An 18,887-nucleotide genomic window follows, 5' to 3' on the forward strand; every position below is an offset into this window, starting at 1 on the left:
AAGGGTTATGACGGTGTTATATAATAAAAAAGTACACGCATATGTGACAAGAGAAAAAGAAGGAGTTATGCAACTGCTTGTTTTTAAACATCGTGATATACCTGAAGCTGGTATACAAATACCAGGAGGAACAGTGGAAGAAGGGGAAACATTAGAAGCAGCGATTTTACGTGAAGTACAAGAAGAGACTGGATTACGGCATTTATGCATAGAACGATTCCTAGCTGATTACATCATACATGTGAAAGAAAAAAAGGAATATCAAAAACGCCATTTCTTCCACGTAACATTACTAACAGATGTAAAAGATAGTTGGGAACATATTGTAAGTGCTGGTAAGGAAGATGAAGGATTAGTATTTTGCTATGAATGGATTGATATTGCAAAATGCCCTGAATTAGCGGGGAAACAAGGTGAGTTTTTACATTTGTTAGATGAGGTATACGTGCAGTAATAATAGGGTCTGAGGCGAAGGTGAAATCGTTTCAGACTTTTTTTATTTTTCAGGAAATAAAAGGTTTTTACATCGGTAAGTTGAATTCTTATAGAGGGATTGTAGTTGTATATGTGAGGAGCGGAGAAAATGAAAAAGTAATAGAGATATGCTATCAATAAAGGTTTATAGAAGGAGAATGAAAATGGAGATTCAGTTCAATACACTACTACAAAAAGAATTAACAATTCATGATATACAAAGAGCGATGGAAGATGGAAAGTTAACTTCAAAAGAACTAGTTATGTATTACCTTCATAGAATCGCAAAGTATGATCAAGATGGACCGGAAATTAATTCTATTTTAGAAATCAATCCAGACGCCATCTTTATTGCTGAAGCGTTAGATTATGAAAGAAAGATTAAAGGTAAAAGAGGTCCATTACATGGTATACCGGTTTTACTTAAGGATAATATTGAAACGAATGACTCTATGCATACAAGTGCAGGTACAATTGCGCTAGAACAACATATAAGTAGTGAAGATGCATTTCTCGTTACGAAGCTGCGAGAAGCAGGAGCAGTGATAATAGGGAAAACAAATATGACAGAATTAGCAAATGCAATGTCATTTGAAATGTGGGCTGGATATAGTGCAAGAGGTGGTCAAACAATAAACCCTTACGGTACGGGTGAGGATGATATGTTTGTTGGTGGCTCAAGTACAGGATCTGCCATAGCAGTTGCTGCTAACTTTACAGTAGTATCGGTTGGAACAGAAACAGATGGTTCTATTTTGAGTCCAGCTGTTCAAAACTCTGTAGTCGGTATTAAACCGACTGTTGGTCTAATTAGTCGTAGAGGTATTATTCCGTTCACATATTCGCAAGATACAGCCGGCCCATTTGCTAGAACAGTAACAGATGCCGCTATTTTACTAGGGGGGTTAACTGGGCTAGATGAGAAAGATGTAGCTACTCGTAAAAGTGAAGGGATAGCAGAACATGATTATACAAAGTATTTGGATGTTAACGGTTTAAATGGAACAAAGATTGGTGTATATAACAACGCACCAAAAGATTATTATAAATCTGGTGAGTATGATGAGAATTTGTTTAAGGAAACAATTGAAGTATTACGTAGTAAGGGTGCGACAGTAGTAGAGGATATTAATATTCCATCTTTTCATAGAGAATGGAGCTGGGGTGTATCGCTTTATGAATTAAAGCATAGTTTAGATAACTATCTTTCGAAATTGCCTTCTACTATACCAGTCCATTCTATTTCAGAGTTAATGGAGTTTAATGAAAACATAGCAGAAAGAGCTCTGAGATATGGACAAACTAAGTTAGAAAGAAGAAAAGATTTTCCTAATACGTTAAGAAATCCACAATATTTAAATGCAAGATTAGAAGATATATATTTTTCACAAGAACAAGGCATTGATTTTGCACTGGAAAAATATAATCTTGATGCGATTCTGTTCCCTTCTTATATAGGCTCCACTATATGTGCGAAAGCAGGTTATCCGTCTATAGCAATACCTGCGGGATATATGGATAACGGGAGACCATTTGGAATTACGCTTGCAAGCACTGCTTTTCGTGAGGGGACTTTAATTAAACTCGCATACGCTTTTGAACAAGCGACAAAGCATCGGAAATCTCCTAACTTATCATAAATAAATAGGACAGGAAATCTTGTCCTATTTATTTTGTTCATTAAAGTGACATGTTTTTTTGCTTTGTCTTATCATATTTTAATAAGTTAAATGATAAACAAGCAGAGCACAATATAAGGATTGAAGCGAGAATATAGATCGTACGAACACCGAACAAATCGGTAATAATGCCAACACTCAGCATAGAAAGGCCAGAAGCTGTTGAGAGAAGAGCGCCGTGAGCTGTATACATCTTTGATAATAAAGATGGAGCGACGCTGGATTGTAAAACAGTTGTTTGAGAAATATCTCTAATTTGGTAACATGGGCCCATTAGAATGCATAGGAACAGCGCAATAAATCCGCTACTTGTTATACCATATAAAAATGTAAGCATACTAAACAGAAGAGAGCCTATCGCCATAGAGCGTATTAAATTGTTTTGAATGTATGTACTCATTTTCCACGCTAATAGACCGCCAATTAACGTCCCAACATAATAACTTGTATTAATAAATCCCCACCATTCTTCTCCTTTATGAAGGACAGTTGTTACATAAGCCATCGTAATAGCACCGATCCATATCGTCCCTGCAAAAGTTTCAATTAAGTCCATACATGTAACAGTACGGAGAGAAGGGTTTTGAAATAAGAGCTTCCAACCTTCCAATAAAGTATCACCTTTTGAAGAAGAAGGCTCTATTACTCGTTCAGTATGTATGGATCGTAATGAAAAGTGTAGTGCAACACATCCGAAAATCATCAAAATATTATTCATCATCAGTGTAGAAGAAGCACCAATAAGAAGCACAATAACACTTGTAAATGAATAAGCAGCGGCTTGTGCAATTTGTGTGGAAAAGGAAAAAATACTATTTACTTTTACTAATTTTTCTTTCGGTGTAAGGCGCGGAAGAATACCGTATAGTAATGGAGCGCTCCAGCCACTACATAATGAAATGAAAAAAATGAAAATGAATAGTACTACAATGTTTGTGGAAAGGACCGGGAATAATATCATTAATAAAAATAATAGAGCAGTTTTTATCCATTGTAGTGTAAACAGTAATGAATAAGATGGAAAACGATTCATTATAAGTGGTGCAGATGTATTTGCTATAAGATTAGTTATGACTTGTAATAATGGAAAAAGAGCAGTTAATGTAGCTGATTTCGTTGTGATATACATATGAGTTGTAATAATCATTACGTATACGATGTCAGCGAGAGTAATGCATATTTTCGATCCTAAATAGTAAGTCAATGAACGTTTTTGCAATAAGTACACACCCTTTCTGGGGAAATATGACAGTAGTTATAATCATTATAATTTGAAAAATAAATTTTGAAAGAATTAAATTTTTTGTCACTTTTTGAAAGGGATTTTCATGTATAATGAAGAATATATTAATATAGTATTTTAATAATACTCATTGTAACAGTGAAAATGTACAATAGCTTGTAGTAAGCGCCCATGTATGAGAAAGGGCGGATAAACCATTCTTTTCTTCATATACATATAGAAAATGAGAAAGAAAGTGAGGGTTGCAAATGGCTGCTTGGGTAATTTGGTTTATAATAGCTGGTATTTTATTTATTGGGGAAATGCTGTCGATTACATTTTACATGCTTTGGCTTGGAATTGGAGCTGTTGTCGGAGGTCTTATTGCTTTGTTTGTTCCTGAAGCACTACTGTTACAAGTTGTTGCTGGTGCGATTGTAAGTTTAACATTGACTTTCTTTACGAAAAGAATATCAAAAAACTTTCGGGAAGCAAAAGGTTTTACTGATACAGTAGATATGCTTGCAGGTAAAAAAGGGATTGTTATGCAAGCGATTACAAATGAGGCGAACGGCATTGTGAAAGTGGATGGAGATACTTGGACAGCTATTGCAGATGATCCAATTGATGCCGGAGAAAAAGTTATTGTTATAAAGAGGCATAGTACTATATTACAAGTAAAAAAGGAGAGTGAATAAATATGGTAGCATTAACGTTAACGATTATTTTTGCACTAATTGTTGTTACATTTATCGCATTAACAATTAAAATTATTCCACAGCAAAAAGTTGGAGTCGTTGAAAGATTTGGTAAGTTTCAGCGGGTTATGCAGCCGGGATTAAATTTATTAATTCCGATTGTGGATCGTGTTCGCGTATATCACGACTTGCGTATTCAACAAACGAATGTACCACCGCAGAAGGTAATTACGAAAGATAATGTACAAGTGGAAATTGATACAATTATTTTCTATCAAGTCGTTGAACCGGAACTTGCGACATATGGTATTTCGAACTATGAATACGGTGTACGTAACATTACTTCAGCAACGATGCGTCAAATCATTGGTAAAATGGAACTGGATGAAACGTTATCTGGTCGTGAAAAAATTTCAACAGAAATTCGCTTAGCACTTGATGAAGCTACAGAAAAATGGGGCGTTCGCATTGAACGTGTTGAAGTTGTCGATATTAATCCGCCGAAAGATGTGCAAGCATCAATGGAAAAACAAATGAAAGCAGAGCGTAATAAACGTGCGATCATATTAGAAGCTGAAGCTGCAAAACAAGATAAAGTCCTTCGTGCTGAAGGGGAAAAGCAAAGTAAAATCTTAATGGCTGAAGGGGATAAAGAAGCACGTATTCGAGAAGCAGAAGGTATTAAAGAAGCAAAAGAATTAGAAGCGCAAGGGGAAGCAAGAGCGATTGAGGAAATTGCAAAAGCAGAACAAAATCGAATTCAATTACTTCGCGAGGCGAATTTAGATGAACGTATACTTGCTTACAAATCATTTGAATCATTAGCTGAAGTTGCGAAAGGGCCAGCAAATAAAGTCTTTATTCCATCTAATGCAATTGAAACACTTGGTACTCTCGGGGCAATTGGTGAAATCTTTAAAGAAAAACAAGCGAAGAAACTGCCTTTAAATAATACAGAAAAAGAACAATAAGAGTGAAAAAGAGAAATGGGATGCCATTTCTCTTTTAATTTTTGATTCGTGTAATAATAGTAGACAGTTTTTTCATTCTTTTGACGCACAAAGTTGTAAGTAGTTTCCTATCTGTTTTTAAGTAATATTTTTCAAAGATTTTAATCTATGTCTGTATTTTTTTACATAAATTTAAAAATATTCAAAATAAGGGTTTTAAATATCAATAATATGTAATATATTTTAAATGTCTAAGTGAGTTATAAATAAAAATGGTTATGAAAAGTAGAAAAGAAAGAGAAGTTATTAAGTATTATAGAATTGAGGGGAATTTGTGAAAAAGGGAATTATTATTTTTATAGGGATTATAATTGTGTGTATGGCTGCATTTTTTGTGTATCAATCACAGGGGGAAAAAACGAATACAGAGCGACAACAAACTGAAAAGAAACAAACAGAACCGAAGAAAGAAGAACAAAAAGCAAATGTGAATGTAGAAAAAGCGGATGCAAGTATAATAGCCAAGGAACTTATTTCAAATCCTAAAGAAGTATCGCTGAAACCTGGTGAAGAAAGTAGCGTCACTTTATCTTTAAAATTATATGATGAAAAAACAATGAAAGAAAATACGTTTAACCTAGGTGTAGATGATGTAGAGTTTCTATCCGTTAAATCTAGAAATGATGATGTTGCAGAGGCAAATATAATGAAAAATGGGCAAGTGAAAATTATTGCAAACGAGTCCCCGTCACAAAAAAGTACGGAAATTGAGATTACTTATAGAAATAAAAAGAAAAATAGAGAATCAACAGTAAAGATACCTATTACAATTAACAATCAGGAAACAAATGTAACACAAGGATTAGAAGGGTATTGGCGTGATGAAAATAATAAAAAATTGTTTGTGAAAATAAATCAGAAAAATGCAAAGAAAATAGAGTTTCAAGCGTTTGATTTGTATGAAATCTGGTATACGGGTGATGTTCAATTTAATACATTTAAGCAAAAAGAATTATTCGGAAAAATGAAGTATACACAGGCGTACGCACAAGATGGAGATACACCACCAGATGAAGAGTTCACACTAGAGAGAGTTAGTGTAAATAAAATGATTGTGCGAAAAGGGAAAGATGTATTGAATTTGACGAAATCGTCTAAAGCAGAATTCGAACAAGCACAGTTAGTTCCTGTTGGAGGGGACCAAGGTACCAATACGCAACCCAACCAAGACAACACTACACATGCAAAACAAGATAATAATGTAAAAACAAGTCAAAATAACAAACTAAATGGAGATTATTATAATATCCAAAATGGAGATAAACTTCTTGTCAGTGCTTTGTTTACCATGGTTGATGACAAAAATGCAACAATTCAAGTAGAACAGCGGTCTAATAATAGTAATGGAATAACAACTTCCATGATGGGGATGTTTACATCGAATGCCGTAAAGCAAAATGAGTCCACATGGTCATTCACATGGGTTGATAACTTTGAAACCAAAGGAACAGGTACTATTACATTTCAAGAAGGCAACGTAACATTAGACTTAAAAGGAAATCGAAATGGCATTGAAGGAAGAGGAGTAATAACTCAAAACGTAAAACTTAAAAAGGACTAGTAAAAAAACAGCACAGCCAAGAATTCTAAAAGACAAGGAAAGTTCAATCTTATACACATAGATAGGATTTTTCTTGTCTGATTCTTTTGAAATACTTGTAGGTTTAGGGTGTTTGAAAAAGTAAGTACATAGAATTATGTACCACAATGAGGTGGTAAAAGTTTGATTTAATTATTTTTCAAGAAAATTATTTAATGGAGATTGCGTATGCGGTGCGCTTTTTGGGAGAGATTTGTTGAATAAGAGAATACAAATTAACATGCTAGATGGATTAACATTAGTAAGTACATGTATAAAAGGGGAAGGGGAAGGGGATTAGTTATATGCGCAAAGGCTGGTTTTTACTTATTGTTATATTGATTTCATTATCAGGGTGTGGTGAAAAACAAAAAACTGAATCGAGTAGTGAAAAGTCACAAACTGAAGAAAGCAAATCGAATGAGCAAGCTACATCAAGTAATGAGAAACAAAAAGCTGAACAGAATAAGCCTAAGGAGCAGACTGTTGCAGGTGATGTAAAACAAAATATAGAAGAAAATAAGCCTAAGGAAAAAACAGATTCTAGTGGTGTTAAACAGGGTGCGAAAGAAAGTAAACCTAAAGTACAAATTGAAACATCAGGTAAAACAGCAGATGATGATAATCAAGTCAAGAATGGAGAGAATGGAGAGTATATTATAGATTTTGAAATAGAAAAAGGGACTAATAAAGTGATTTGGCATATTCCAGGGGCGGATGGACTTTTACAAATGTCAGTAGGGCAGAAGCTAAAACTCCACCATAAGAATATGGACCCAGATCAGCCACTTAAAATCTTAGTAAGTGCGGATACGTTAAGTATGGATGAAGTTCCTCATGAAGGAAGAGTTGCAATGCCTATTGAGGAATATACAATACATGCTATTAAGAAAGGTCAGGCCGAAATTACTATTGCTCCTAATGCTGATTTGAAATTTGGAGATAAATTCGGAATTAATATTAAGTGAAAAAGCGAACAGCGGAATTATAATTCCGCTGTTTTGTGTCTACGCGTTTTATTGGTAGAAAAAACAAATAATTATTATAAATTATAATAAACGGAATATAAAGTTAAAAATGATAGTAAGAGCAGAATGGAAGGGAAAATACTAGACTACACAAAGGAACAGGAAACGCTCTTGAAAGAAACCGAAGAATAATTAACGGAAAAATAATATAAAAAAACGATATATATTTTTAGCATTTTTCTTATATATATTTATTTTTCATAATATATTTCATATGATATGTAAGAGAGGAAAACAAGGGGGAAAGAATTTATGTGGGTAATATTAGCAACGATTATACCGATTGTTTGGTATTTCTTGGATTTTCCAAGTGCTGCAATTGTAGAATATAGTTGTATTTTTATTATTATAATTTCTACAATTGTATATAAAAATGTAAAAAGTGTGTTGTTCTTTTTAGGTACTGTTATGCTATTCTTTGTAGCTATATCTATTTCAATTCTTTTAGGTGCTTTTGCCATTTTGCTTGTATTATTTGCAGCAGGAATATTGTATGATACAACGAGAAAAAAAGAACAAAATGATAAAAGGAATTATGGCGGAGGTTTTAACAGTAATCCAATTAGGGAACCTATAATAAGGCCCACCAATACAGGATATGGTGGATATACAGGTACTTATGATCATATTAACAATTATGAAGAACGGAAGAATCAAGCTGAGGAAGATGCCCGCTTTTATAGACAACAAGGCGGTAATGAATATATGGTGGATGCAGCTGACGACTTTTTAGGACGTAGTCCACAACAAAGAGACTATGAAGATGAGATGCATGCAGCTCGCTGTTTCGGGTGTGGTGAAATTGAACGCGAATGCACATGTTGCAAATGTAATGACCATCCATGTATGTGTTGAAGTTAATGCGACTCATATCCCTGTGAATACTGTGATACCTGCGGTCAACCTGATCGATATTGTAGATGAGATAGATAAGAAAAAACACCATCTTAAGATGGTGTTTTTTCTTATTTGTTGTACACAATATAGCTATCAATTTCTTAGTCTTGCAATTCGTTATTTATCCCGCTTTAATGGGCAGTAAGACCCCCACCTCAAAATTCAGCGAAAACAAAGAAGTAAGGTGGGGGATCAACTGCCCATTAAAGCCCAATTGGTTCAACTAATAATCAGTGGGGATGAAGAAAACCCCTACTGATTAAAGTTTCAATTTATTTTATATCTGCTTTTTGAGGAGAAGTAAAAAATATTCGAAATAAACGTTTTATATGTTTCTGATTTGTAATATATTTTAAATGAATTAGTCAATTTTATATATAAATAGTTATCAAAAGTAGAAAAGAAAGCAAAGTTATTCAGTATTATAGAATTGAGGGGAGCTTGTGAAAAAGGGAATTATTATTTTGATAGGAATTATGATTGTGTGTATATCTGTATTTTTTCTGTATCAATTACAAGGGGCAAAAACGAATACAGAGCGACAACAAACTGAAAAGAAACAAACAGAACCGAAGAAAGAAGAACAAAAAACAAATGTGAATGTGGAAAAAGCGGATGCAAGTATAATAGCCAAGGAACTTATTGCAAATTTCAGTGAAGTATCACTGAAGCCTGGTGAAGAAAAAAACATTAATGTATCCTTAAGGTTATACGATGAAGGAACAGCAAAAGAAAATACGATAAACTTAGGGGCGGCTGAAAAAGAATTTCTATCGGTTAAATCAAAAGATGAAAATGTTGCTAAGGTGAAAATAACCGAAAGTGGGCAAGTGAATATCATTGCAAACGAGTCACCTTCAAAAATAAGTGTGGAAATTGAAGTTAGTTATAAAAATAAAAAGCATAATGGAGAATTAACAAGAAAGATACCTATCACAATTAAGGATTATGCCTCAGATGCAACAAAAGGGCTAAAAGGAATGTGGCAGAGTGAAAAGGATAAAACATATTTCTATAAGATAGTTGAAAAAGGTCAAAATATAATTGAAGTTTCTGCAATGGCTTTATATGAAACGGACTACACAGCGGTAGTGAAGTTTACAAATATACAAAAAAATGTTTTTTCAGGGAAACCGGAATATACATTTATGTATCCTGGTACGCATCAAGAACCAGCTTTAGAATTTAAGCTAGAAAAACTTAGTAAGGATAAAATACGCATTACTCAAGGGGATTACCCAATTGTCCTAACAAGATCGTCAGAAAAAGCAATGGAGGAAGAGAGAGCAAAACAAGCAATGCCAAGTTCTGATAGCAGCGCAGGAGTAAGTCAACCGGATGAAAATAACCCAAATGATGGCACTAAAAACAATACGGAACAATCAGAATCACTAAAGGCCTTCTTCGATCCTGTTGATAGTAACAGTGAAAATCAGGTAAGTGTATTCATTCAAACATGGGGAACTACTGAATCTAATCCGAAAGTAGATAAAGCTACGCTGTATGTAGAACAGCGCCTAAATAATACACTTACCGGTATGTTCGAAACACAGGCTACAAAACAAAATGAAACAACTTGGATATTTGCTTGGACAGATGATATCGGTACAAAAGGCACTGGAATATTAGTTATTAACGGTGAGGATGCAACAATCGAACTCAAAAGTGAACAGAAAAGTGCGACAGAAGGAAAAGGGATTGTATCTTATAAAGCCCAATTGATGAAGACAGCTCAAGCTGAATTTTAATAGACAAAAGAGTCCTATACGTATGGATAGGACTTTTTTCTATGTCACTTTTGAAAGAATTATAAGTCTAGAGTACATGGAATTGTTAAGGGAAATAACGCCTTAACTAAAAGGGATTGAACAATTGTTAAAGCAATCTATTTTTTTTATAAAAAATTCAGAGTGTGATATAATTGAATTTTGCGAATGTTAAATAGAGGAGTGGAGAATACATGCAAATACTGCTAATACGCCACGGAGAATCAGAAGCTGATATCTTAAACGTACATGAAGGACGAGCTGATTTTGAATTGACAGAAAAGGGAAGGCAGCAAGTGCAAAGGCTTGTACAGAAAGTGAAAGCAGATTTTCCGCCAGATTTCATTTGGGCAAGTACATTAAAACGTGCTCGTGAAACGGGTGAAACATTAGCGGAAGGAATTGGGTGTCCAATTCAATTAGAAGAGGAATTAATGGAGTTCAATAATGGAGTGCAAGCAGGTCTTTCGTTTGAAGAAGCAAAGAAATGCCCAGAGCCAAAGTTCCTCCATGATCGTTTTGAAAACGGGGAATCATTTATTGAATTTAGAATGAGAATAGAAGGCATCTTTTCTAAAATCGTGACGGAGAATACGTATGACCGAATTGCAATTGTTGCACATGGTGGTGTAATAAATAGTCTATTACGTGCGTTTTTCAAAATGCCCATTTCAATGGACTATTATTTTAAAATGGGAGATACGGGAATAAGCTTAATTGAAATTGATGGCGAACAAAAAACAGTACATTTTATTAATGATACGAATCATTTGGACGGGATGTAAAGATCTATGTACAAAGTAGTATTTTTTGATGTTGACGGTACGCTTTTAAGCGAAATTGATAGAAGTATGCATGAAAGCACAAAAGAAGCAATACAAAGATTAATAGAAAAAGGGATTCACGTAGTTGTTACTACTGGGAGACCATATAGCTTATGTTCACAATTTAAAGAGCTGGGCATACATACAATTATTTCTGCAAATGGTGCACATATTAAGTGTGAGGAAACGGTTCTACATAAATCAGTACTTTCAAGTGAAATCGTTCATGATATCTCAGAGTTTGCAGAATTACATGGTCACGGTATTTCTTATTTTACCGAGGATTTTGCAATGAACGGAATAGCCTCGGATAATGAGCGTGTAATGCAAGCGCTTAGCGAGACGTTGAATTTAGAGAAGTATCCAGAAAAAAGCAGAGATTTGTCAGAAGAAATCTATTGTTTATGTCTGTATGCAGATGAAATAGAAGCTCAAAAATTTCTTGAAAGATATCCAGCACTTACGTTTGAACGTTTTCACGGTTACGTTATGAATGTGTTGGAAGATAATAAAGTATCAAAGGTAACTGCAATTCAAAAGGTATTAGAACACCTAAACATTTGCAAATCAGAAGCCATTGCTTTCGGCGACGGTAGAAATGATATTGAGATGTTGCAGTATGTAGAATTAGGTATTGCGATGGGGAATGCTGGAGAAGAGTTAAAAACAAGAGCTGATTTTGTTACAAAGAAGGCGAGTGAAGGTGGTATTTTATTTGCCTTAGAGAAGTTTCATATCGTCTAACATACCTTTATTGAAATAAAGGTATGTTAGGATCTTTTATATGCTCACATAGTAAAATATGAACTTGTCCACGATGATGATAAAAGTGTGTAACAATTTCTAGCAACCATTCAAAGCGTGAATAAGAAATACCCCAATAAGCAGTCTTAATTTCTGCTAATTGTTCATTGGAATAAGATAAAAAAGTTTTAGAAAGTAAATCGTAGCCATGTATCATCGTTTGTTGTATTTGCATAATTGTTTCGGGTGTTTGTTCTTTATAGAAAGTATGTAGCTCTTTTTCTGTAATACCATTTAAAATGAGTAAATCAGCATGGCAAATAAGAGAAAGATGTGCACACATTTCAAATAATGATCGCTTCGAGTGAATTGGTTGTATTTTTAATTCGTCTTCTTTATATCGGTTAAGCATTCGAATAGAAGTATCAACAGCAACTTGTAGTTGGTGTAATGCAGATTGTACAAACATTGTAATTCTCCTCTTCTACGTATATAATAGTTTCTTGAGGGTATTATATCATGCTCAAAATTCCGAAAATTCTAGTAGTTTGACTAGCATATTGAAAAGTATTATATTGTAAAAGGTCATATGAAACGTGAAATAGAATGGAATGCAATTATTGAGTTAGGAGTTAGACCAATGAGTTTGAAATATGGAAGAGATACAATTGTTGAAGTTGACTTAAATGCAGTAAAACATAATGTAAAAGAATTTAAAAAACGTGTGAATGATGAAAATATTACAATGATGGCTGCTGTAAAAGCGAATGGGTATGGTCATGGGGCAGTTGAAGTTGCAAAAGCTGCTATTGAAGCAGGAATAAATCAGCTTGCAGTCGCATTTGTAGATGAAGCGATAGAGTTAAGAGAAGCAGGAATTAACGTGCCGATTTTAATTTTAGGCTATACATCAGTAGCGGCTGCGGAAGAAGCAATTCAATATGACGTTATGATGACTGTTTATAGAAGTGAAGATTTACAAGGTATAAATGAAATCGCAAAACGTCTTCAAAAGAAAGCGCAAATTCAGGTGAAAATTGATACAGGAATGAGTCGCATTGGTTTACAGGAAGAAGAGGTTAAACCATTTTTAGAAGAATTAAAACGTATGGAGTATGTAGAGGTAGTAGGAATGTTTACACATTACTCTACGGCAGATGAAATCGATAAATCATATACGAATATGCAAACAAGTTTATTTGAGAAAGCTGTCAATACAGCAAAAGAATTAGGAATTCATATTCCATATATTCATAGTTCAAATAGTGCAGGTTCAATGGAACTTAGCAATACATTTCAAAATATGGTTCGTGTAGGTATCGGAATTTATGGAATGTATCCTTCAAAAGAGGTAGATCATTCAGTTGTTTCTCTGCAGCCTGCGTTGTCGTTAAAATCAAAAGTAGCCCATATTAAGCATGCGAAGAAAAATCGCGGTGTAAGTTATGGGAATACGTATGTAACGACTGGTGAAGAATGGATTGCCACTGTACCGATTGGTTATGCTGATGGTTATAATCGTCAGTTATCTAATAAAGGGCATGCATTAATAAATGGAGTTCGAGTACCTGTTATTGGCCGTGTTTGTATGGATCAGCTCATGTTAGACGTTTCAAAAGCAATGCCTGTACAAGTGGGAGACGAAGTAGTATTCTACGGTAAACAAGGCGAAGAAAACATCGCAGTAGAAGAAATAGCGGATATGTTAGGTACAATTAACTATGAAGTTACATGTATGTTAGATAGAAGAATTCCACGTGTGTATAAAGAAAATAATGAAACAACTGCTGTTGTAAATATACTAAGAAAAAACTGAATCGTTATGATTCAGTTTTTTTATTTTTGACAAATAAAAAATGCCCTATTAGTACCGTGTGATTGAATGTTCTTAAAACCTACGGATTCCAATGAAAATATTATTTCTTCATTGGAATAACAAGCTTCTTCAAAAGAAAAGTCACTTCTTGTCCAATTATTATCTATGTCATGTTGAAATAGTATAAAGTTCATGACTGCTTTTTTATTGTCATTATCATATGTAGAATCGATTGTACAAACATATTCCGTTTCTGAAATGTGAAAGGACGCGCTCCAGTTTTCTAGAAAACCTTTTTCCATATTCATATCAAATACGAATGTACCTTCGCTATGTAATACGGAATAAACATTACGAAAAACAGTTATTAATTCATCTAATTTTAAAATGTGGTTTAAGCTATCACCAGTAGAGATAACATAGTGGAATTGTTTATTTATATTGAAATAACGAGCATCATCGACGATAAAGGTTGCGTCTGGAGCGTTTTGACGTGCGTATTCAATCATTTGAGCAGAACCATCTATACCAGTTACTACAAAAGAATTATCAATCAATTTCTTAGTAAGGTGACCAGCCCCGCAGCAAAGATCTAAAAGATGAGAATGTGGTGGTGCATATTGTAAAACGAGTTTTTCCAAAAGTAGATAGGCATGTTCAGCATAATGCCCCCAATGTTTATTATAAATGGATGCGAAAATATCATAATTAGAATAAATTAGTTTTTTAGACATATGTATTTACCCCGAAATTCTTTACATTATAATAGTCATGCTTCGCTTTCATTTCAAAACCACATTGTGTATATAGTTTTAAAGCATTTTTATTTTTCGTTTCGACGTCTAATTTAATTGTTGAAACTCCTTTTGTAATAAGGGTATGTATCATAGACTTAAGAATATCTTTACCGTATCCTTTCCCTTGATAAGAAGGGTGAACGGCGAATCCTGATAGTGTAGTAGATTGGTCTTCTTTAGAAACTGTAATTGTTCCTATCACTTTTTCATCGATAAGGACGCTGTAAACTTGATGGGAAGATGAATTCATCATCTTTTGTAACCATGTAGCGGTATTTTCTACTGAATCTCCAAACGCTTTACTAGAAAGCTCAATAAGATCAAGAAGTGATTTTGAAGATGCAAGAGTAAGCTGTATAGCATTCTTCGTTGTTTTTTGAACTTCTTTTCCTTTGAACTCCATACTATATTCACTATGTAAATAAGGCAGCTCCATATGTATTGCAAATTCTTTCCCAGAAGCAGACTCCCCATTCATAATAAGAAGAGCTTCGTCTGCCCCTCTTAATCGTATTTCTTTCATTGCGGTTTGTAAAAGAGTAGTACCTATACGTTGTTTCCTATAGTTCGGATGAACAAAGCCTATTAACTCAAGTTTAGTAGGTCTTTCAAAGCCATACATACTTAATGCACCGACTAATTTTGTATCGTCATAAAATAGAAAATCATTTATCTCTTCTTTATTACGGGCAGTTAAAAAGTTTATATGTAAATCTGACGAATAATCAATTCGATCGTGTTGCCCGCAAATATGAGCTAAATCCTTCATTTGTTGTATTTCACATTCTGTTAAAGACCACTTTTTCTGAATTTCCATTTCATAATCCCTCACATTCATATTTAAAAATAGGATGGGTGACTTAACCACTTTTCTAATTCCACACTCCCTTGAACAGACAACAGTCGGTATAAATAACGGTAAGGCTGTCTACACCTTTCAAGTTGAGGAATAGGCATAATTGTTTCGTAACCACTTTTAAAGGCACGCGCTTCTTTTTCGGTAAGTACATATTCTAGCCCGATAAAATCAAACTCTCGAGGAGCAATTGCATAAGCTTCTGTATCTACTAAACCTGTAATAGTTGTACCATCTGATAAAAACTGAGTAGGGTCCATATCAATTAAAACGAGCGTTGCTTCCTTTGGTACCGGTAAGGAAGAAAGTTGTTGTTCAAAAGTAGAGAATGCGTTACGGATGCTCGCATTATCGGAATAAAACCTATTTACAAGTTCTTTACTGACTTTTAATATGTGAGACTTAAATTCTTCTAGTGAAACTTGGAAAGTACCTGATGGGTTTCCTATAAACTTTGCTTGAAACGAATGAATTTCTGCTAGTCCTTTTCCAAGGCTGAATAAAATTGAATCAGATTGTCCGATAAAGGATTGTAGCGTATTTCCTGTTAGTTTTTCGACACTAACAAACTTCCGGCCATTTAAAACATGTTTTTGCAAAATAGTGGGGATGGGCAAGTTAGTATGCTTTTTCAATAATTCGTGTATAAGTTTTAAATGATGGACGTTCCTTGGATCAATTCCGAATAGGTTTTTACATCCCCACCAAAAATCATTATTTGGCTCTTCATTCATTTTAGAAGAACGAACGATGACTTCTTCATCTTCTGTTTGGACGAGAAACACATCGCTTGCATGGTCTTCATAACCCGGATGTAAAGTTTGAACAGATAAAATAGGGGAAACGAATAGTTGTTGTAGCATGAAATCGCTCCTTTTTCTGTAAATTCTATAAATTCATTATATAACAGAATGTGTACGAAGTGGATAATGATAGGGGCAACATAGAACTTAAATAAATTTACGGTGAGAAATCAGTGTGAAAATTATATTTTTCTACTTTTGTATGAATTATCAAAATAATGTTTCTAATGATAAATCTGTAAAAATACCCAAATATAAATCTCATATTTTTCAGTAAATGAAGAGTTAAGCTCACTTTCTATAGGAGTATAACGTAGGTTATGAAAAATATTTCTCAATAATAAAATGAAGAGAAAAATATGAAGAAGTAGAATAGATTCCTTTATAATAGTTTTAAATTAATTAATATAATTAATTATTAATTATATTAGATAGGAGAGAAGATGATGGCAAATGTACTCGTAATAAATTTCCCTGGAGAAGGTCATATAAATCCGACTTTAGCTATTGTAAGTGAGTTAGTTCGGCGAGGGGAGACAGTTGTTTCGTATTGTATTGAAGATTATAAAAAGAAGATTGAAGCAACGGGTGCAAAATTCCGAGTGTTTGAGAATTTCCTCTCTCAAATTAATATTATGGAGCGAGTAAATGAAGGTGGGAGTCCTTTGACGATGCTGTCTCATATGATGGAAGCATCAGAACGTATTGTTACTCAAATTGTAGAAGAAACAAAAGGGGAAAAGTACGATTATTTGATATATGATAATCATTTTCCAGTAGGACGTATTATAGCCAATGTTTTAAAAGTACCTAGTGTTTCTTCTTGTACAACGTTTGCTTTTAATCAGTACATTACTTTTAACGATGAACATGAATCAAGAGAAGTAGATGAAATGAATCCATTGTATCAATCTTGTTTAGCGGGAATGGAAAAATGGAACAAACAGTATGGAATGAAATGTAATAGTATGTATGATATTATGAACCATCCTGGTGATATTACGATTGTGTATACTTCAAAAGAATATCAACCACGTTCAGATGTATTCGATGAATCGTATAAGTTTGTCGGTCCATCAATTGCTACTCGAAAAGAAGTAGGTAGCTTTCCTATGGAAGATTTAAAAGGTGAAAAATTGATTTTTATTTCTATGGGAACAGTTTTTAATGAACAACCTGAGTTATATGAAAAATGTTTTGAAGCGTTTAAAGGGGTAGAAGCGACAGTCGTATTAGTTGTTGGTAAGAAGATAAATATAAGTCAGTTTGAAAACATTCCGAATAACTTTAAGTTGTATAATTATGTGCCACAATTAGAAGTATTACAGCATGCTGATGTATTCGTGACACACGGTGGTATGAATAGTTCGAGTGAAGCACTATATTACGGTGTCCCGTTAGTTGTAATTCCGGTAACAGGAGATCAGCCTTTAGTTGCGAAACGAGTGAATGAAGTAGGGGCAGGAATAAGGCTTAATCGTAAAGAATTAACTTCTGAATTGTTACGTGAGACTGTAAAGAAAGTAATGTATGATGTAACGTTTAAGGAAAATAGTCGTAAAGTTGGAGAGTCACTTCGAAAGGCTGGTGGATATAAAAGGGCAGTTGATGAAATATTTAAAATGAAAATGAATTCGTACTTGAAACTTAAATAAATGTTTGAGGCACACTTACTACAATGGGTAAGTGTGCTTCAATAAAAAATTACATAAAAATCACTATAAAGGTGAAACTTTTGTGTATATAAACTGATATCTTTGTATTAGTAGAGAAATTACGTTAAAATAATACTAAGAAAATATATAAGTTTTGGGGGTAATGAATGAAGAAAGTATTTGAATACGTATTATTAACAATTGGCTCAATTATTGTAGCAGGTTCATTAGAGCTTATTTTAGCGCCTAATGGATTAGTAGATGGCGGGGTAACAGCCATTGCTATTATGGCGAATAAAGTTGCAGGATTGCCGCTTTATGGAGTATTCTTAGGGATTAATATCCCGATTTTATTATTTACTGCAAAAGTAATGGGAAAGAAGTTCTTTATCCGTACGTCCTATGCAAATGTTGTGACAACACTCGGATTGATTTATTTGAAACCATTTCCAGCAATTACAACTTCTGAATTGTTAATTGTTCTTTATGGAGGAGTTCTATTTGGTGTTGGTGTAGGGATTGTAGTAAAAATGGGTGGAGCAATTGACGGATCAGAAATGTTAGCTGTTTGGATGAATAAACATTTTAAAGTGCCGATTAGTACATTTTTACTTGCAGTAAATGCGGTTATTTTCATCTTTGTTGCCATTTTATTCTCAATTGAACAAGCGATGTTCTCATTAGCAATTTTCTATATTGTTACGAAGATGATTGATTTCATATTAGATGGCATTAATCAAGGAAAGAGCGTTATGATTATTTCTGGTAAAAATAAAGAAATAGGCGATCTACTTATGAAAGAATTGCAATTATCCGTTACGTATCTACATGGAGAAGGTGGTTTTTTAGGAGAACATAAGAGAATCATTTATTGTATTACAAACCGTTTCATTTATCCGAAAATGAAAGATCTCGTTCTCTCTGTAGATCCAACTGCTATAATTGAAGCGTCTTATTCAACAGAAACAACTGGTGTCAAACGTCCGGGAAGGGCAGCGAGATCGGAAAAATAGTAAATAAAAATAGCTCCACGTAAGTG

18 protein-coding genes are annotated in these 18,887 nt (G+C 33.9%); 13 read left to right on the top strand and 5 right to left on the bottom strand.

Features of this window, described 5'->3' with window-relative positions:
- Positions 1–7: 7 nt before the first annotated feature.
- Both MR147_RS02645 and MR147_RS02650 read left to right on the top strand, forming a co-directional pair.
- Positions 8–454: an NUDIX hydrolase gene (locus MR147_RS02645; RefSeq protein WP_242303606.1), complete on the top strand. Its 447-nt coding sequence runs from the start codon at positions 8–10 to the stop codon at positions 452–454.
- Between the two features lie 184 nt (positions 455–638).
- Positions 639–2,114, top strand: coding sequence for an amidase family protein (locus MR147_RS02650; protein WP_074607270.1), 1,476 nt, complete (start codon positions 639–641; stop codon positions 2,112–2,114).
- Between the two features lie 40 nt (positions 2,115–2,154).
- Here the strand turns inward: MR147_RS02650 and MR147_RS02655 are convergent, their stop codons facing one another.
- Entirely contained in the window at positions 2,155–3,372 is a 1,218-nt protein-coding gene (locus MR147_RS02655) for an MFS transporter (RefSeq protein WP_139302749.1), read from the bottom strand.
- A gap of 272 nt (positions 3,373–3,644) precedes the next feature.
- Between MR147_RS02655 and MR147_RS02660 the strand changes: the two genes are divergently transcribed.
- The 8 genes from MR147_RS02660 to MR147_RS02695 all read left to right on the top strand — a co-directional run bounded on the left by MR147_RS02660 (position 3,645) and on the right by MR147_RS02695 (position 11,921).
- Positions 3,645–4,073 (top strand): NfeD family protein, encoded by a 429-nt coding sequence (locus MR147_RS02660; RefSeq protein ID WP_074607272.1) that lies wholly within the window; start codon positions 3,645–3,647, stop codon positions 4,071–4,073.
- 2 nt (positions 4,074–4,075) lie between these two features.
- Positions 4,076–5,044: an SPFH domain-containing protein gene (locus MR147_RS02665; protein WP_074607273.1), complete on the top strand. Its 969-nt coding sequence runs from the start codon at positions 4,076–4,078 to the stop codon at positions 5,042–5,044.
- 313 nt (positions 5,045–5,357) lie between these two features.
- On the top strand, positions 5,358–6,644 hold the full coding sequence (locus MR147_RS02670; RefSeq protein WP_074607274.1) for a hypothetical protein: 1,287 nt from the start codon (positions 5,358–5,360) through the stop codon (positions 6,642–6,644).
- A 323-nt stretch (positions 6,645–6,967) separates the two neighbouring features.
- Positions 6,968–7,630 carry a hypothetical protein gene (locus MR147_RS02675; protein ID WP_074607275.1) on the top strand — a complete coding sequence of 221 codons (663 nt, stop codon included), beginning with the start codon at positions 6,968–6,970 and terminating at the stop codon, positions 7,628–7,630.
- 312 nt (positions 7,631–7,942) lie between these two features.
- Entirely contained in the window at positions 7,943–8,545 is a 603-nt protein-coding gene (locus tag MR147_RS02680) for a hypothetical protein (protein ID WP_242303607.1), read from the top strand.
- A 485-nt stretch (positions 8,546–9,030) separates the two neighbouring features.
- A complete protein-coding gene (locus MR147_RS02685) occupies positions 9,031–10,335 on the top strand; it encodes a hypothetical protein (RefSeq protein WP_242303608.1) in 1,305 nt (434 codons plus the stop codon).
- Between the two features lie 212 nt (positions 10,336–10,547).
- Entirely contained in the window at positions 10,548–11,138 is a 591-nt protein-coding gene (locus MR147_RS02690; protein WP_074610588.1) for a histidine phosphatase family protein, read from the top strand.
- A 6-nt stretch (positions 11,139–11,144) separates the two neighbouring features.
- On the top strand, positions 11,145–11,921 hold the full coding sequence (locus MR147_RS02695; protein WP_074610591.1) for a Cof-type HAD-IIB family hydrolase: 777 nt from the start codon (positions 11,145–11,147) through the stop codon (positions 11,919–11,921).
- 7 nt (positions 11,922–11,928) lie between these two features.
- Here MR147_RS02695 and MR147_RS02700 read toward each other — a convergent pair whose 3' ends face one another.
- A complete protein-coding gene (locus MR147_RS02700; protein ID WP_074610594.1) occupies positions 11,929–12,390 on the bottom strand; it encodes a DinB family protein in 462 nt (153 codons plus the stop codon).
- Between the two features lie 171 nt (positions 12,391–12,561).
- Between MR147_RS02700 and alr the strand changes: the two genes are divergently transcribed.
- Entirely contained in the window at positions 12,562–13,737 is a 1,176-nt protein-coding gene (gene alr, locus MR147_RS02705) for an alanine racemase (protein ID WP_074610614.1), read from the top strand.
- Between the two features lie 20 nt (positions 13,738–13,757).
- On the opposite strand, the gene MR147_RS02710 is transcribed toward alr, so the two are convergent.
- The 3 genes from MR147_RS02710 to MR147_RS02720 are packed head-to-tail and all read right to left on the bottom strand — an operon-like array spanning position 13,758 to position 16,253.
- Positions 13,758–14,471: a class I SAM-dependent methyltransferase gene (locus MR147_RS02710; protein WP_074610596.1), complete on the bottom strand. Its 714-nt coding sequence runs from the start codon at positions 14,469–14,471 to the stop codon at positions 13,758–13,760.
- Positions 14,464–15,351, bottom strand: a complete 888-nt coding sequence (locus tag MR147_RS02715; RefSeq protein WP_074610599.1) for a GNAT family N-acetyltransferase — start codon at positions 15,349–15,351, stop codon at positions 14,464–14,466. Before MR147_RS02715 ends, MR147_RS02710 begins: the two co-directional genes overlap by 8 nt.
- Before the next feature lie 23 nt (positions 15,352–15,374).
- On the bottom strand, positions 15,375–16,253 hold the full coding sequence (locus MR147_RS02720) for a protein kinase family protein (RefSeq protein ID WP_242303609.1): 879 nt from the start codon (positions 16,251–16,253) through the stop codon (positions 15,375–15,377).
- 386 nt (positions 16,254–16,639) lie between these two features.
- Between MR147_RS02720 and MR147_RS02725 the strand changes: the two genes are divergently transcribed.
- Positions 16,640–17,848, top strand: coding sequence for a macrolide family glycosyltransferase (locus MR147_RS02725; protein ID WP_074610603.1), 1,209 nt, complete (start codon positions 16,640–16,642; stop codon positions 17,846–17,848).
- A 167-nt stretch (positions 17,849–18,015) separates the two neighbouring features.
- Positions 18,016–18,861 (top strand): YitT family protein, encoded by an 846-nt coding sequence (locus MR147_RS02730; protein ID WP_000755131.1) that lies wholly within the window; start codon positions 18,016–18,018, stop codon positions 18,859–18,861.
- Positions 18,862–18,887: the final 26 nt, after the last annotated feature.

The sequence above is a fragment of the Bacillus cereus group sp. BfR-BA-01350 genome, assembly GCF_022663775.1.
Taxonomy (GTDB): Bacteria; Bacillota; Bacilli; order Bacillales; family Bacillaceae_G; genus Bacillus_A; species Bacillus_A paranthracis.

Bases quoted from the DNA above. Each gene is read 5' to 3' on its own strand.
- MR147_RS02725 (WP_074610603.1), top strand. From the start codon at position 16,640: ATGGCAAATGTACTCGTAATAAATTTCCCTGGAGAAGGTCATATAAAT.
- MR147_RS02660 (WP_074607272.1), top strand. From the start codon at position 3,645: ATGGCTGCTTGGGTAATTTGGTTTATAATAGCTGGTATTTTATTTATT.
- MR147_RS02700 (WP_074610594.1), bottom strand. From the start codon at position 12,390: ATGTTTGTACAATCTGCATTACACCAACTACAAGTTGCTGTTGATACT.
- MR147_RS02680 (WP_242303607.1), top strand. From the start codon at position 7,943: ATGTGGGTAATATTAGCAACGATTATACCGATTGTTTGGTATTTCTTG.
- alr (WP_074610614.1), top strand. From the start codon at position 12,562: ATGAGTTTGAAATATGGAAGAGATACAATTGTTGAAGTTGACTTAAAT.
- MR147_RS02715 (WP_074610599.1), bottom strand. From the start codon at position 15,351: ATGGAAATTCAGAAAAAGTGGTCTTTAACAGAATGTGAAATACAACAA.
- MR147_RS02695 (WP_074610591.1), top strand. From the start codon at position 11,145: ATGTACAAAGTAGTATTTTTTGATGTTGACGGTACGCTTTTAAGCGAA.
- MR147_RS02645 (WP_242303606.1), top strand. From the start codon at position 8: ATGACGGTGTTATATAATAAAAAAGTACACGCATATGTGACAAGAGAA.
- MR147_RS02730 (WP_000755131.1), top strand. From the start codon at position 18,016: ATGAAGAAAGTATTTGAATACGTATTATTAACAATTGGCTCAATTATT.
- MR147_RS02675 (WP_074607275.1), top strand. From the start codon at position 6,968: ATGCGCAAAGGCTGGTTTTTACTTATTGTTATATTGATTTCATTATCA.
- MR147_RS02690 (WP_074610588.1), top strand. From the start codon at position 10,548: ATGCAAATACTGCTAATACGCCACGGAGAATCAGAAGCTGATATCTTA.
- MR147_RS02665 (WP_074607273.1), top strand. From the start codon at position 4,076: ATGGTAGCATTAACGTTAACGATTATTTTTGCACTAATTGTTGTTACA.
- MR147_RS02710 (WP_074610596.1), bottom strand. From the start codon at position 14,471: ATGTCTAAAAAACTAATTTATTCTAATTATGATATTTTCGCATCCATT.
- MR147_RS02720 (WP_242303609.1), bottom strand. From the start codon at position 16,253: ATGCTACAACAACTATTCGTTTCCCCTATTTTATCTGTTCAAACTTTA.
- MR147_RS02650 (WP_074607270.1), top strand. From the start codon at position 639: ATGGAGATTCAGTTCAATACACTACTACAAAAAGAATTAACAATTCAT.